12 protein-coding genes, 1 other RNA gene and 1 pseudogene are annotated in these 12,527 nt (G+C 60.3%); 9 read left to right on the top strand and 5 right to left on the bottom strand.

The features are described from left to right. Nucleotides 1–7 precede the first annotated feature (7 nt). Complete coding sequence (locus QP978_RS05190; RefSeq protein WP_126108112.1) at nucleotides 8–613, top strand: zinc metalloprotease; 606 nt, start codon at nucleotides 8–10, stop codon at nucleotides 611–613. After that, nucleotides 579–1,574 carry a cobalamin biosynthesis protein gene (locus QP978_RS05185; protein WP_370449428.1) on the top strand — a complete coding sequence of 332 codons (996 nt, stop codon included), beginning with the start codon at nucleotides 579–581 and terminating at the stop codon, nucleotides 1,572–1,574. The genes QP978_RS05190 and QP978_RS05185 overlap by 35 nt, the downstream gene beginning before the upstream one ends. On the opposite strand, the gene QP978_RS05180 is transcribed toward QP978_RS05185, so the two are convergent. Continuing rightward, complete coding sequence (locus tag QP978_RS05180) at nucleotides 1,571–2,551, bottom strand: SURF1 family cytochrome oxidase biogenesis protein (protein WP_284856916.1); 981 nt, start codon at nucleotides 2,549–2,551, stop codon at nucleotides 1,571–1,573. The two genes, QP978_RS05185 and QP978_RS05180, sit on opposite strands and share 4 nt — an antisense overlap. Nucleotides 2,552–2,814: 263 nt before the next feature. On the opposite strand from QP978_RS05180, the gene QP978_RS05175 reads away from it, so the two are divergent. Beyond that, a complete protein-coding gene (locus tag QP978_RS05175) occupies nucleotides 2,815–3,393 on the top strand; it encodes a GtrA family protein (RefSeq protein WP_241482055.1) in 579 nt (192 codons plus the stop codon). Here QP978_RS05175 and QP978_RS05170 read toward each other — a convergent pair. After that, a complete protein-coding gene (locus QP978_RS05170) occupies nucleotides 3,390–3,893 on the bottom strand; it encodes a low molecular weight protein-tyrosine-phosphatase (protein ID WP_502870675.1) in 504 nt (167 codons plus the stop codon). The two genes, QP978_RS05175 and QP978_RS05170, sit on opposite strands and share 4 nt — an antisense overlap. Before the next feature lie 68 nt (nucleotides 3,894–3,961). Next, the gene (locus QP978_RS05165; protein WP_049192884.1) at nucleotides 3,962–4,642 is read right to left on the bottom strand and encodes an HAD hydrolase-like protein; all 681 of its coding nucleotides are present in this window, start codon (nucleotides 4,640–4,642) and stop codon (nucleotides 3,962–3,964) included. 35 nt (nucleotides 4,643–4,677) lie between these two features. Here QP978_RS05165 and QP978_RS05160 point away from each other — a divergent pair, with 35 nt between their 5' ends. The 5 genes and pseudogenes from QP978_RS05160 to rnpB all read left to right on the top strand — a co-directional run bounded on the left by QP978_RS05160 (nucleotide 4,678) and on the right by rnpB (nucleotide 9,031). Continuing rightward, a complete protein-coding gene (locus tag QP978_RS05160; protein ID WP_284856914.1) occupies nucleotides 4,678–5,811 on the top strand; it encodes an aminotransferase class I/II-fold pyridoxal phosphate-dependent enzyme in 1,134 nt (377 codons plus the stop codon). A gap of 69 nt (nucleotides 5,812–5,880) precedes the next feature. After that, nucleotides 5,881–7,068 carry a Nif3-like dinuclear metal center hexameric protein gene (locus tag QP978_RS05155; protein WP_284856912.1) on the top strand — a complete coding sequence of 396 codons (1,188 nt, stop codon included), beginning with the start codon at nucleotides 5,881–5,883 and terminating at the stop codon, nucleotides 7,066–7,068. Nucleotides 7,069–7,073: 5 nt separating this feature from the next. Next, the gene (locus tag QP978_RS05150) at nucleotides 7,074–7,817 is read left to right on the top strand and encodes a zinc ribbon domain-containing protein (protein ID WP_049189597.1); all 744 of its coding nucleotides are present in this window, start codon (nucleotides 7,074–7,076) and stop codon (nucleotides 7,815–7,817) included. A 24-nt stretch (nucleotides 7,818–7,841) separates the two neighbouring features. Continuing rightward, a pseudogene (locus QP978_RS05145) lies at nucleotides 7,842–8,507 on the top strand (histidine phosphatase family protein); the annotation flags it as partial. A gap of 59 nt (nucleotides 8,508–8,566) precedes the next feature. Next, nucleotides 8,567–9,031, top strand: an RNA gene (gene rnpB, locus QP978_RS05140) — RNase P RNA component class A. An 11-nt stretch (nucleotides 9,032–9,042) separates the two neighbouring features. On the opposite strand, the gene QP978_RS05135 is transcribed toward rnpB, so the two are convergent. Further along, a complete protein-coding gene (locus QP978_RS05135; RefSeq protein WP_048732617.1) occupies nucleotides 9,043–10,206 on the bottom strand; it encodes a galactokinase family protein in 1,164 nt (387 codons plus the stop codon). Nucleotides 10,207–10,469: 263 nt separating this feature from the next. Between QP978_RS05135 and QP978_RS05130 the strand changes: the two genes are divergently transcribed. Then, the gene (locus QP978_RS05130) at nucleotides 10,470–10,673 is read left to right on the top strand and encodes an SPOR domain-containing protein (protein WP_016423068.1); all 204 of its coding nucleotides are present in this window, start codon (nucleotides 10,470–10,472) and stop codon (nucleotides 10,671–10,673) included. Nucleotides 10,674–10,683: 10 nt separating this feature from the next. On the opposite strand, the gene QP978_RS05125 is transcribed toward QP978_RS05130, so the two are convergent. After that, nucleotides 10,684–12,507, bottom strand: a complete 1,824-nt coding sequence (locus QP978_RS05125; RefSeq protein WP_069359216.1) for a CYTH and CHAD domain-containing protein — start codon at nucleotides 12,505–12,507, stop codon at nucleotides 10,684–10,686. Between the last annotated feature and the right edge of the window lie 20 nt (nucleotides 12,508–12,527).

The raw sequence follows: 12,527 nt of genomic DNA, 5'->3' as shown, positions 1-12,527 counted from the left end.
CCGGTCTGTGCGTTTTACAAAATCGCTTGCCACCATTGTTTTTGTCGGATCTCTGCTCGCGGGCGCTCCCGCCTACGCAATCGGCGGGGATGGTAAACCGATAATCGATTCGGCCACCTGTAAAGCAATGGTCAAGGCTGCAGATGCGGGAGAGCCGGTGGATAATCCGTCGATTCTCCATCTCTCGGATCAGATGCCTTCCTACATTGCCGACGGCACTTTGGATTACGTTGTTGCCCCGGATTTTCCGTACCGCGCACAGCTAGATGCTGCTACTCAAGAGTGGAATGAAAAGCTCGGTGGCAAGGTAGTGCTTCGGGAAGTGACCAAGGACAAGGCTGATTCGGATACTGTGAACGTTCGCTATGTGCCAAGGCCGGACTCGCGAGTCTTAGCTTCTGCATCGGAAATTAGTAAGGAGATGACGGTTTTCGTTACTTCCACTCTCTATCCCGATGCAATTCGCAGCACTCTTGCCCACGAGTTTGGGCACTTGCTCGGTATCCGGCACACTTGTGATTACACCTTGATGGCTGCATCGCAGCACCGCCATCCGGCAGCGCATGTCACTCCGCTCGATGTCGCAGCCGTTCTGCAGGGACAGTTTGATTAGATTGCGTACACATGCCAGAAGTCGACACCTCTGGCGGCGTGGTGCGGCTATCGCAGTGGGGTATGCACTTGACCGCATTTTCGCAGACCCCACCAATCACCATCCGGTGGCCCTCTACGGGCAGGCCGTCAGCAAACTTGAGCGCCGAATCTACGCCGACTCCAAAGCGCGCGGAGTGGCGTTCACCGCAATCGCCGTGGCCACACCGGTAGCGCTTACCGCCGCAGTCAGCACAGTCGCACCGAGTCTCACGCTGGCTGCCGCCACGTGGGCTTCGCTCGGCGGCACCACTCTCCGCCGTACTGGCGAGCGCATGACTGACCGACTCACCTCCGGCGACATCGATGCCGCCCGCGAACTTGTGCCGTGGTTGTGTTCGCGTGATCCGGAAGCTCTCGACGCTGATGGCATCGCCCGAGCGACCGTCGAATCGCTCGCTGAAAATACCTCCGACGCAGTCACCGGCACTCTCATGTGGGGTGCCATTGCAGGCGCTCCTGGTGTGGTCGCTCATCGAGCGGCTAATACCCTCGACGCGATGGTGGGGTACCGCAACGCTCGCTATCGACAGTTCGGGTGGGCCAGTGCACGGCTTGACGACGTCGCCGGGTTCTTCCCCGCGAGACTTACAGCTGTCGCAACTGTGGTTGCAGGTCCGGACCGTCGTCAAGCATTGGTAGCGTGGCGACGAGACGCCGGCAACCACCCAAGTCCAAACGCGGGCGTCGTGGAGGCAAGCGCTGCAGGCGCGCTGGGGCTGCAGCTGGGCGGCGCGACGGTGTATCCCAGCGGAGTGGAGATGCGCCCGGTGCTTGGCAGTGGTCGGAGGCCTGCGGTGGCCGATGTGCGGCGTGCCGCAGGGCTGAGCAAGCGAGTGCAAAACATTGTTGCGCTCAGCTGCGCCGGAGCAGCAGTAATTGCCGGATGTATCCGACGCGTGAAAGCGCGAGCTGAGAGTTAGAAACGCTCGTCGTATCGGTTATCGCGATAACCTGCGGCGCGGTGGCCAGTGTTGCCGTAGCGTTGCGCCATGCGCTGACGGTGCAGCTCGGCGGCGCGATCCTCGTCGGACTTAGCCGGCGGAGGCGTCGGAGTGGCGTCGTCGTCCGATTCGGGTGTTGCGGCCTCGGTGGCATCAGCGTCATCTACTGGTTCCGCGGCGTCGCGGAGGTTCTTGGCCATCTCCTCCTGCTCCGCGCGGTCTCGTCTGCGCTCGACGATTTCAGCGCGAATGAACCAGACGACGGCAAGCGGCACGAGAGCGCCGAAGAAAATCCATTGAATGCCGTAGGAGAGGTAGGGGCCGGACTCCAGAGTGGGCAGCGGAATGGCCTCGATGACGGCATCGGATTTGTCCGAGAGCTGAAGCCAATCGGGGTTGAGTTCGGTGTCGACTAGCTCGGACACTTCCTTGGTATTGATTCCGTAGACCTGCGGCGGGGTGCCGGCGATTGGAGCGGTCTCGGCGGGAATCTCGTTTCGGCGGGTAAAGGCCGAGATAGTCAAGGTGCCCTTCGGGGCTGGCTCAACATTGGGGGTGCTGGAGTCTGTAGGGCGTACAAAGCCACGGTTGACCAGGTAGTTTTCGCCATTGTTAGCGACGAAGACATCGAGTACCTGGACAGCGGGTGCGCCATTTACTGGGCGGTTACGCAATAGTACGCGGGTATCCGGCAGGAAGGACCCGGTGGCGGTAACGCGACGCCATTCGTTGCCCTCGACGAAGCCTTTGCCCTTGGGCATTAGCTCATTGACATCTACGGGGTCGAGCTCGAATGAGTGCTCAAGCTGCTGATTGCGATGCTGCGTCGCGGTGTTCTTACCCAACTGCCACGGAGCCAGAACAGTAAATGCGAGATAGGAAAACGCAATGGCGACAATCGCAGTGAGAACCCATCCAGGGGTCAGAAACTGGCGCACATTCTTAAACACATTCATTGAGCTTACCCGGTGCTGTGGCTGGCACTAGAGCGGATGGCACTGTTGCGGCGGGTGGGCAGTGGCACCTGTTTTAAAAGTGCATACCAAATGAGCACAGTGCTGATGAGGCGATGAGGGGGAGGAAAAGGCTGATTGCCGTGAGGGAAATCTCGCTTTCACAACGATTCACCTGCGCGGAGATTGAGTGAACTTCGGGTAAAGTTGTTTGAGCGTATTTGACGGGGAATCTACCCGGGATAGATGGAAAGAGAGGTGTCGTGGTGGGCACGCAAACAGCGAAATCTTCGCCTTCACGCCGCTTCAGCACAGTCTCGCGCCAGTTCATCAAGTTCGGTCTGGTCGGCGGCACAGGTGTGGTTGTCAACCTGATTGTCGTGATTATTGCCCGCAAGTTGGGTCTCAGTCTGGGCACCAATGAGCACGACGTGTTTATGAACTTGTTCGGAACGCGGTGGAATATCCGTTACTCCCACGTCTATGCAACTCTGGCGTTTGTCGTGGCTAACATCTGGAACTTCCAGCTCAACCGGTCCTGGACTTTCCGAACTGACAATCGCCCGAACTGGTTTAGACAGTTCTTCCCGTTTTTATTTGCAGGTATCTCAGCGCTGATTGTGAACCTGGTTGTTATCACGCTGCTGACTAACCCCACCTCGCCGCTGGCACTGCCGGTGGATATTTTCGACGACTCCACCGGCTTTAGAAACCGCCTCTACTGGGCAAACCTTATCGGCGTTATTTTGGGCACGCCCGCTAACTTCGTCTTGAATAAGATTTGGGCGTTTCGAAACCGGGGCAATGCCAGCAAAACAAAAGAAAAGGTTGTTTTGAAACCTTAGCGCTCAGAGGCCAGCACCAGAGTCTCACGCAACCATGCGATGATTCCCGGCGTCGCGGCCTCAATTTCGTTTCGAGTGCGGACGAATCCCTCCGGGCCGCCGTAGTAAGGATCGGCCACGACGGCCCCCTTCGGGGATGCCGGGTCGAAGGAACGCATCAGGCGAATCTTCTCTTTTGGCACGCCAGCGTGGAGTAGACCATTGATGTGCGATTCATCCATGGCGATGAAAAGCGTTGCATCCATGTGCTCATCGCCCAGCTGTGCCGCGGTGTGGTTCGGATCGTAGCCAGCATGTTCCAGCTCGGCTTGTGCCCGCTCGTCGGCGGGTTCGCCGACATGCCAGCCGCCGATTCCGCAGGAGGCGAGCAGGACATCGTCGGCAAGCGCATTGGCTTCAACTGCGTCACGGACGATGATTTCAGCCATGGGGGAGCGGCAGATATTTCCGGAGCAGACAAACACGACGTACACGGACTCAGTACGATGCGACGAGTTCATAAGCATAATAGGCAAAACCAAACTTCTCGGAAAATAAAAATAGGATTGTCACTAATCGTTGACGAGTCTTAAAGATACAACATTTCCCGCACAACACGATTCAGGTCCCCAGGCGACGACGCCACCGCCGCTGCCGATGCCCACTCAGATTCCGAGCCGTAGCCCCATTTAACAGCGATGGCGGGGATGCCGAACTGTGCGGCGCCCTCAAAATCATGGATGCGATCGCCAACCATTACGACCGAACCGTGCGGACGCACTGCTTCATCGGTTTCAATGCCCAACTCCTTGAGCGTGTACTCAATGACCTCGGTCTTTGTCTGTCGTGAGCCGTCGTCGCTGGCGGCGCCGATGAAGTCAAAGGCGTCGAGAAGCCCGAAATTGTCCAAGGTTTTACGGGCGAAGTAGTCGCCCTTGGACGTCGCAGTGGCTAGTTGGACACCAGCTGCCCGCCAATCGCGCAGGAGCTCCGGCCAGCCGGGGAACATCTCGGCACGCTGCCAAGCACCGGCGTGTTGATGCTCCATGTACACAGCGAAGGCTCGGTCGACTTGTTCGTCGGAAAGCCCGAGGGATGCGAGTGTCTCCACCATTGGCGGGCCTGGGATCGTGTTGATAAAGCTCTCGGGCGGAAGTGGGTGGTCAATTGCCTCCAACGCAAGGCGGAATCCATGTGCGATTGCGGGGAGAGAATCGGCGATGGTGCCGTCGACATCAATAAGGACAGTGGGACGATGGCCAGTGGACATATTGTTCATCCTAAAAGGTCATTAGGCTGGATGGCATGTTAGACGACCCGCTGCGCTATCACGGCGATCAGGCCGCCCATGGCGCTGACCTGGACTTTGCCGTCAATGTTCACGGCACCACACCGCAGTGGCTGCAGGACTCGCTTGCCACGTCCCTTGGAGAACTTGCCGCGTATCCGTCTGCGCAGCTCGATGCCGACGTCCGCGCCGCCATCGCCGCCAATCACAATCGCAGCGCCGACGAGGTTCTGCTTCTTCACGGCGTCGCCGAGGGCTTTTCGCTCTTGCCGCACCTGGGCTTGCCCGCCACCATCGTCCAGCCGCAGTTCACCGAACCTGAAGCCGCGTTCCGCGCCGCGGGAGTCGGGGTGGATTCGCTGGTACTACCGTCGCCGTACACGCTCACGCCTACGCTTGCCGACGTCCACGAGAACGCCTCCTCCCCGCATTCCCAGCAGCTTGACGGTCGGATGGTCATCATCGGCAATCCGACTAACCCCACCGGTGTTGCTCATTCAGCGGATGACCTGCGGGGGCTCGCCAGCCGTTGTGGGATCTTGGTCGTGGATGAGGCATTTATGGACGTCGCCGATGGTGAGATTATTCGGCGGTGCTCGTTAGCCGATTGCAGGCCGGGGGAAGCGAACAGCATCCCCGATAATGTCATCGTTTTCCGCAGCATGACTAAGACCTGGGCAATCGCAGGCCTGCGCTGTGGTTACGCACTGGGAACCCCTGAGCTCCTGGCGAAGTTGGGGCGACTGCGTCCGCACTGGCCACTGGGCACGCTGCAACTTACCGCTATGGCGGCAATCGCGCGTCGCGAGGCAGAGCTGTTGCCACAAATCCGCGCTGAGATTGGTCAGCAGCGCGAGGCTATGACACAGCTGTTAGTAGCCGCCGGCTGGCAGGTGTTGGATTCCAAGGCTCCCTTTGTGCTGGCACGCCCGGGGGTTGCCCTGAGCACGCATGATGGTCCGGGCGCTGCGGAGGTTGACGTCGTCAAGCACGAGCGTCTGAGACAGCGGCTCGCTGCGCGTGGAGTAGCCGTGCGGCGTTGCGACACCTTCGCCGGTTTGGACGGTTCGTGGTGGCGGCTGGCTGTGCGAGACGAGACAAGTGTGCGGCGGCTCATTGCGGAAGTAGCGGATTTGCTGTCGCAGAACTGATGGGTCGGGGCAGAGTTCACTACGCTGGAAGAGAAGCTGGAGAGAAATGCATGTTGAAGGGATGGATGTATGACGGACTCTGCGCAGACCCGTGCCGAGGGCAATAACACGGTGGTGACCGTTGCCGACGTGCGTGCGGCGATGGACGCGGCCTACCCGCCGGCACTGGCGGAGAGCTGGGATAAAGTTGGCCTGATCTGCGGTGACCCGCAGGATGAGGTGCGTCGCATCGCGTTGGCGCTGGACTGCACTGACGAGGTTGCAGATCGCGCGATTGCCTCCGGTGCTCAGATGCTCGTTGTGCACCATCCGCTGCTTCTGCGTGGTGTGAATTCCGTGGCGGCGGATACACCGAAGGGTCGGATTATTCATAAGCTGATTCGGGCAGGTGTGGCTCTCTTTGCAGCGCACACCAACGCTGACAGCGCCCGACCGGGTGTCAACGACCAGTTGGCCACGGTTCTCGGAGTTGAACCGGGTGCGCCGCTAGCTCCGCAGCCGGCTCCCGGCTTGGATACCTGGACAGTGAAGGTTCCGGCAGATCACGTCGATAAGGTCGCGCAAGCCATGTTTGAGGCGGGCGCGGGCACTATCGGCGACTACGACAGCTGTGCGTTTCGCATTAACGGCTGCGGCCAGTTCCGCCCGCTGAGCGGGGCGAATCCCTTCATCGGTGCCGAGGGGCAGATTGAGTATGTCGAGGAAGTACGCCTGGAGATGGTCGCGCCACGGTCCGTGCGCGCGGCGATTGTCAAGGCTCTCGTTGCAGCGCATCCGTATGAGGAGCCTGCCTTCGACATCGTGGACAATCAGGCCACCGGCTTGGATCCGCAGCAGGCTGTGGGCATTGGGCGAGTGGGCACGCTGGATACGCCGATGCCATTTAAGGAATTCGTCGCCCGTGTGGCTGAGCGCCTGCCTGCAACGGCATGGGGCGTGCGAGGCGCAGGCGATCCGGAGCGGATGATTCGCACGGTTGCCGTCGCATCTGGTTCAGGTGACTCTTTCCTGGACACTGTGGCAAAGATGGGCGTCGATGCGTTCGTTACCTCTGACCTGCGGCATCATCCTGTCGATGAGACACTGCGAACCGCGGACTTCTGCGTGGTGGACACGGCTCACTGGGCCAGCGAGTTCCCCTGGTGCTACCAGGCCGCAGAGATCCTGGCCGAGAGGCTCGGGGTCGCGACCGAGGTCCTTGAGGTGCGCACCGATCCCTGGACAGTGGCAGAATCGTCGACACAGGCAAGGAAGTGAAGACCATGAGGCTTAGTCCACAAATCCAAGTTGCGATGTTGGAAAAGGCGGAAAACCAAACTCTGTTGGATGGGCTCACCGCCCGCCAGAACGTTCTGCCCGAGCGTGCCGAGTTGCAGGAGCTGCGCAAAAAGCACAGCCGTCAGGCCAGTGAGGCAGCGCGCTCCAAGCTCAGCGCCTCCGATATCGGCCGCGATATTGCCAAGCTGGAATCGGACATCAACAAGCTGAAAGCCCGCGAAAAGGCTGATCGTCTGTCGCTCGGTGCCGCAGAAGACGCATCCACGCGCCGTGACCTCGAGCACGACCTGCGCTCCACCAAGCGCCGCCGCGAACGCGCTGAACAGGAACTCCAGCAGTACGAGCGCATGCAGGAGGCCTATCAGGTCGACGCTGAGCACGAATACGACGCCGACGAGGCGCACGATGACATCGTCGCCGCCAAGCAAAGGCTTAACGACGCCGAGGTTGACCTCATTGCGCGCATTTCCATCGCTGAGACCCGAATCGAGGAGGCTGACAAGCTTATTGATGGTTCGGCAGCCAAGCTTTACCGTCGTCTAGCGCTTGCTAACGGCATCCCCGTTGCACGCCTGAACGGACGCACCTGCGGATCCTGCTTCATGGAGCTCGATGTAGGAACCGTGCATGAATTCACCACGCTTGCGCCGGAAGAAGTGACGTTCTGTCCTGAATGTGGCGCGATGATTGTGCGTGCGGAAACGCTGGGAGCGGTGAAAGGCAAGTAGATGAGCCAGGCTGCAGACAAGCGCGATAGCGCGCCGGGCTGGACGGGTGCGACTACGGATCCCACGCGGTTGGTGCTGCTGCGCCATGGGCAGTCGCCAATGTCGATTCGCCGGGAGTACTCGGGAAGCCGTTCGAACCCCGACCTGACAGAGGTGGGCAGACAGCAAGCGAAAGCGGCAGCACGTCACCTGGCGGCGCTGGTCGATAGCGGCAACATGAGTTTCTCGGCGATTGTGGCCTCTCCACAGCGTCGTGCACAGCAGACCGCAGAGGCGGCTGCCAAAGCGCTCGGGCTGGACATCCACGTTGAAGAGGATTTGCGCGAGACCGACTTTGGGCAGTGGGAGGGCATGACTTTCTCCGAGGCTCACAACGCCACCCCTGAGCTGCACAGTTCCTGGCTTGCGGATCCGGCCGTGGCGCCACCGGAGGGGGAGGATTTCCGCGCGGTCGATAGCCGAGTGAGCGCCGCGCGTGAGCGCATCGCTCAACAATTCGGTGCCTCGGATGTGCTGGTAGTCAGCCATGTCACGCCAATCAAGTCGCTGCTGCGCCAGGGGCTCGGCTGCGGCTTTGAAATCTTCACTCGCCTGCACTTGGACCTGGCCAGCCTCTCCATCGCGGAGTTCTACGCAGATGGGCCGACATCAGTGCGGCTGATTAACGACACCAGCTACCTGCGTGGTTAGCAGCCGAGCACGGCGGGTTATTTGAATTGCGGTTGTGGCGGGTACACTAACCATTCGAGCGAGCCGGCCGGGTGATCGCGGCAGTTAACGGAACCGGACGCCTCTTTTACAGAGTGTGTCCAGGCCGCTGTCGAGGAAAGTCCGGACTCCACTGGGCATGGTGGTTGCTAACAGCAACCCAGGGTGACCTGCGGGAATAGTGCCACAGAAAATAGACCGCCGGGCGCACAGCCGATGTCTTTGACGTAAAGCTGTGGAGATCCGGTGAGGGTGAAAAGGTGCGGTAAGAGCGCACCAGCGGGGCAAGTGATTGCACCGGCTAGGTAAACCCCACCAGGAGCAAGGCAAAATCGCGCATGCTTCGTCGTGCGCGTGCGCGAGTGTTTGAGGGCTGCCCGTCCGATACTCGCGGGTGTGCTGCTTCAGGCTGTCAGCAATGGCAGACCGAGATGGATGATCGCCACCCGGCGCTTTCCGAAAGGAGCGCCGAGGGACAGAATCCGGCTCATAGGCCGACTCGTTCACACAAGCTTTATTACTCGACCACCGCGCCGGCCGCAGTGTTCTCCACACGGATGGTCTCGGAACCGCCGTCGTTAAGCGCGGAGGCAATCCGATCGGCGTCGTCGACGTGGGACCACATCACCAGCGACGCACCCGGGCATGGCGCACAACGGGCAATCTTCTCGCAGTCAATGGTGTCGGTCAGCTCGGCAATCTGCCCCAGCACAGAGCTTGCCGACGGCGCGGAGCCACGCTCACTGACATCGCGCGAAACCCCTGCGATGGCTGCTTGAATATCGCTGTGACGGATGTGGCCGATGACTGCGCGGGCACGGTCGGAGGATGCGTCGGCTTCGTCAAGCCACTGAATGGCACGGCCGATGGTCGGGATGTCTTCGTCGTCCGGGTGCACCTCGTGACGAGCACGCACCCAGTCCGCGACCCGCTCCTGTGAGTCGGGGAGGCTAGCGAGAGTCGGCACGCCAAAAGCGGCGCAGGCTTGCTGGAAGAACTCGTAGCGCTCCTCGTCGGGCGAACCGCCGGTGACATCGGGGGAGTAAGCGACAGTCAGCGCCAACGACTGCGGGAACGCCGTCTGCGTGACTGCCTCATCGGAGTGGTTGATGCACAGTAGGCTGTCCGGGCGGCTGCGCAGCGCCGTGGTGTAGGGGTACAGCGGCCACGACTGTCCCTTAATCTGCACCATGGTCTCGTGGATAGCGGTGGCAATACGCGTGCGGGTGGGCACATCATCGCGGTCGCCAAAACGCGCATTGAGAGCCAGCGCGAGAGCACACTGAATTGCCGGAATCTCTCCAAAACCGCGACCTGGCGCGATGGTGGAGGCAATGGTGACCTTCAGGCCGTTGCTGTTGCGCGGAACGAGATGCAGCGAGTGTTGCAATGCGACAATGGCAGCCGCGACAGCGGTCGGCACCTGAGAAAAAGCGGCGGGGACGCTATCCGGGAAATCCATCTTGGTAGTTTCGCGCTTGTACACGACAATGAGCTGCTGCTCGTCGATTTCCTCGATACCGACCGCAGCATAGGCCGGAATGGCGGTGGCTAGGAGCATGCCGCCGGAGGACGCGCAGTCCTCACCCAACAGGTTGATGGAACCCGGGGCGTATGCAACTGAAGCATTGGAACCGACGGCATCGAAGACGTCGTTTACGACAGCGGGTGCGGCGGGCATGGGTGAAACCTCTCCAGAGATCGGACTCATAGTGCTGGTGTGCAGTGTTCGCGTTCAACGCTTGTGTTCTAAGGTGAACAATTCCGTCGATAATACCCGGGTCGGGGGACAGTGACAAACCTATATACTGGGGTTTTATGTCGCCGCAGCGCACATGGCAGGCAAATGGTTGCCTCTCTGCAAGTTTGCTTATGTGTGGAGTTGGCGGTGGCAGAACCGCTTGATAACTCGACATGTTCTCGATGTGGAAGAGGAGAAAAATCGTGAGCGACAACAGCAGTAAGTGGTACTACCAGCCGTCGACGGGCACGGTGTTTCAGGGGAAGAAAACCGGTTGGGACGACCGAATGGGCCCCTACGATTCCGAAGAGGAAGCCCGCGCTGCCATGGAAAAAGTCGCCGAGCGCAACAAGGCGGCCGACGACTGGGATGAAGAAGATGACGACTGGGGCGTAGCTGAGAAATAAGGCTTTGCCTTTAGGCCTTCTTGCCCTTCTTAATCTTCTTTTCCATCTTGCGGAAGGCCTTGAAAACCTTTGCCACGGCATCGTCGTACTCAGTCAGGGCCTTCAGACCGTCGTAGTACTCCATCTGGTAAAGCACGCCGTAGCCGAAGGTGTCCCTGCCCGCACGGGAGGCACGCTTAGCGCGAGCCAGCACGAAGTCGCGCGCAGTACAGGTGTCCTGGAAGTCACCGAGAACTGACTGCAGGTTCTTGCAGGCAGCGTAGAGCTTCTCGGTCGGCAGGTCCGCGTTCTGAGCAGCTTCCGCGCTGTAGCGGAGCTTCTTCGCAGCCTTGCGGACATCGTGGTAACGCTCGTCCAGATCTGCCTCTGGCAGGTCAGCATCCTCGCGGCCATCGAGTACCAGGTTGTGGCGACGACGGAACTTCGAAAACGCGCTGCGCAGGTGATCGAGCAGCACCGCAGTGGTGTCGAGTTCCTTCGGTGCCGCTACCTTCTCCGGTGCGGCCTTGTCTGAGGTCGTGGAAGCTGCTGCATCGGCGGCTGCAGTATCAGCCTCAGCCGCGACCTCGGAGTCGGCTGCCGAAGAATCCTCTGCGGCTGCGTTCTCCGCGCCGTCGACAAGCGAATCATCCTTCTTCTTAGACTTCTTTTCCCCAGCCTCGGCCTCGTCCGCATTTGCGGCAATTGGCGGATTGGCGAGGAACTCATCGAGATCGTCGAGAAGTTGCAGGTACTCGCTTGAATTAAGTGCGAAAATGACGCGCTGATGAGCGCGGTCGTAGTCCTTCTGGACATCTTCGACGAGATTCGCACGCAGCTCCTCGCCCAAAGCGGCGCTTTCGCGATTGGCCAGCAACTCCTCCCAGCGCATAGCGACGACCTCAGCGTCACGAGCCACGCCGAGAACACCCGCCAGCTGCTTGAGGTTGCTCTCCAACTCAGCGACCTTATCGCCCACAACAATGCCGTGGAAGGTCTGCATGTGACTGCGTAGCTCGCGAGTGGCGACGCGCATCTGATGCACCGAGTCGAACTCATCGCGGCGTACCTTCGGGTCGTACTCGACCATCTTGGCCACGTTAGCGGCCAGCGCATCGACCACAGTGCGCCCCGGAGTGCCCTTCGGCAGCTTCGCTGGAACCGGCGGCAGGGGAGCGGAGTCGATGGAGTCACCCAACGCCGTCGCCAACTTCGATGGGCTTTCCGACGGCACGGCGCCAGCCACCTCAGCGACCTTGGACATCGCTGCCATTACGGCCTTACCGTCCGGGTGATTTGCCCAATCCCCGAGCAGCTCAATCTCCCACTCACGCCAGGTAGTGGTTTCGCCGCCATCGAGGAAGGAAGTCGCCGTGACGTGATCATCCGCAAACTCCGCCATGGGCGTGCCATCGAGGGCAAACACCGTGGTGACGTGGCGCTCATTGTCTACCTGCGCGATTGGTTGCAGCGGGTGATTGCGCACAATTGCGCGCACGGGAGCAAGCAACTCGGTAGGCACGATGTAGTCAGCATCGCGGCCTTCACCGTTAACAGAGCCCTCTTCCAGGCCGACGCCATATTCGAGGCGACCGCCGGTACCCGGCGCCTTCAGATGCCACCCCTCATCGGGGCCGCCCGTTCGGCGACGCAGAGTGTGCTTGGACCGGGTCAGACGCAGGTCCGCCGTGTCCAGGTAAATCGCGGAGAGATTTCGCACCTCAGTGGTGGTGGAGCCAACCTGTGGAACGAAATCGAACGATGGGGCTACCACTTCTGGGGTAGCTGAGAACTTAGATTCCACCTCCAACGCCGCAGTTGGAGTTTTGGACTTAGAACCAGACTTAGATGCCATAACCACTAATTCTACCCCCG

It is taken from the genome of Corynebacterium sp. MSK035 (assembly GCF_030232615.1).
Taxonomy (GTDB): domain Bacteria; phylum Actinomycetota; class Actinomycetes; order Mycobacteriales; family Mycobacteriaceae; genus Corynebacterium; species Corynebacterium jeikeium_D.
Note: the sequence above shows the minus strand (reverse complement) of the source record. Positions and strands in the feature narration are given on the sequence as shown.

Coding starts and splice junctions, on each gene's coding strand:
- QP978_RS05185 (WP_370449428.1), top strand. CDS start 579: ATGTCGCAGCCGTTCTGCAGGGACAGTTTGATTAGATTGCGTACACAT.
- QP978_RS05180 (WP_284856916.1), bottom strand. CDS start 2,551: ATGAATGTGTTTAAGAATGTGCGCCAGTTTCTGACCCCTGGATGGGTT.
- QP978_RS05170 (WP_502870675.1), bottom strand. CDS start 3,893: ATGAACTCGTCGCATCGTACTGAGTCCGTGTACGTCGTGTTTGTCTGC.
- QP978_RS05165 (WP_049192884.1), bottom strand. CDS start 4,642: ATGTCCACTGGCCATCGTCCCACTGTCCTTATTGATGTCGACGGCACC.
- QP978_RS05160 (WP_284856914.1), top strand. CDS start 4,678: ATGTTAGACGACCCGCTGCGCTATCACGGCGATCAGGCCGCCCATGGC.
- QP978_RS05155 (WP_284856912.1), top strand. CDS start 5,881: ATGACGGACTCTGCGCAGACCCGTGCCGAGGGCAATAACACGGTGGTG.
- QP978_RS05150 (WP_049189597.1), top strand. CDS start 7,074: ATGAGGCTTAGTCCACAAATCCAAGTTGCGATGTTGGAAAAGGCGGAA.
- QP978_RS05135 (WP_048732617.1), bottom strand. CDS start 10,206: ATGCCCGCCGCACCCGCTGTCGTAAACGACGTCTTCGATGCCGTCGGT.
- QP978_RS05125 (WP_069359216.1), bottom strand. CDS start 12,507: ATGGCATCTAAGTCTGGTTCTAAGTCCAAAACTCCAACTGCGGCGTTG.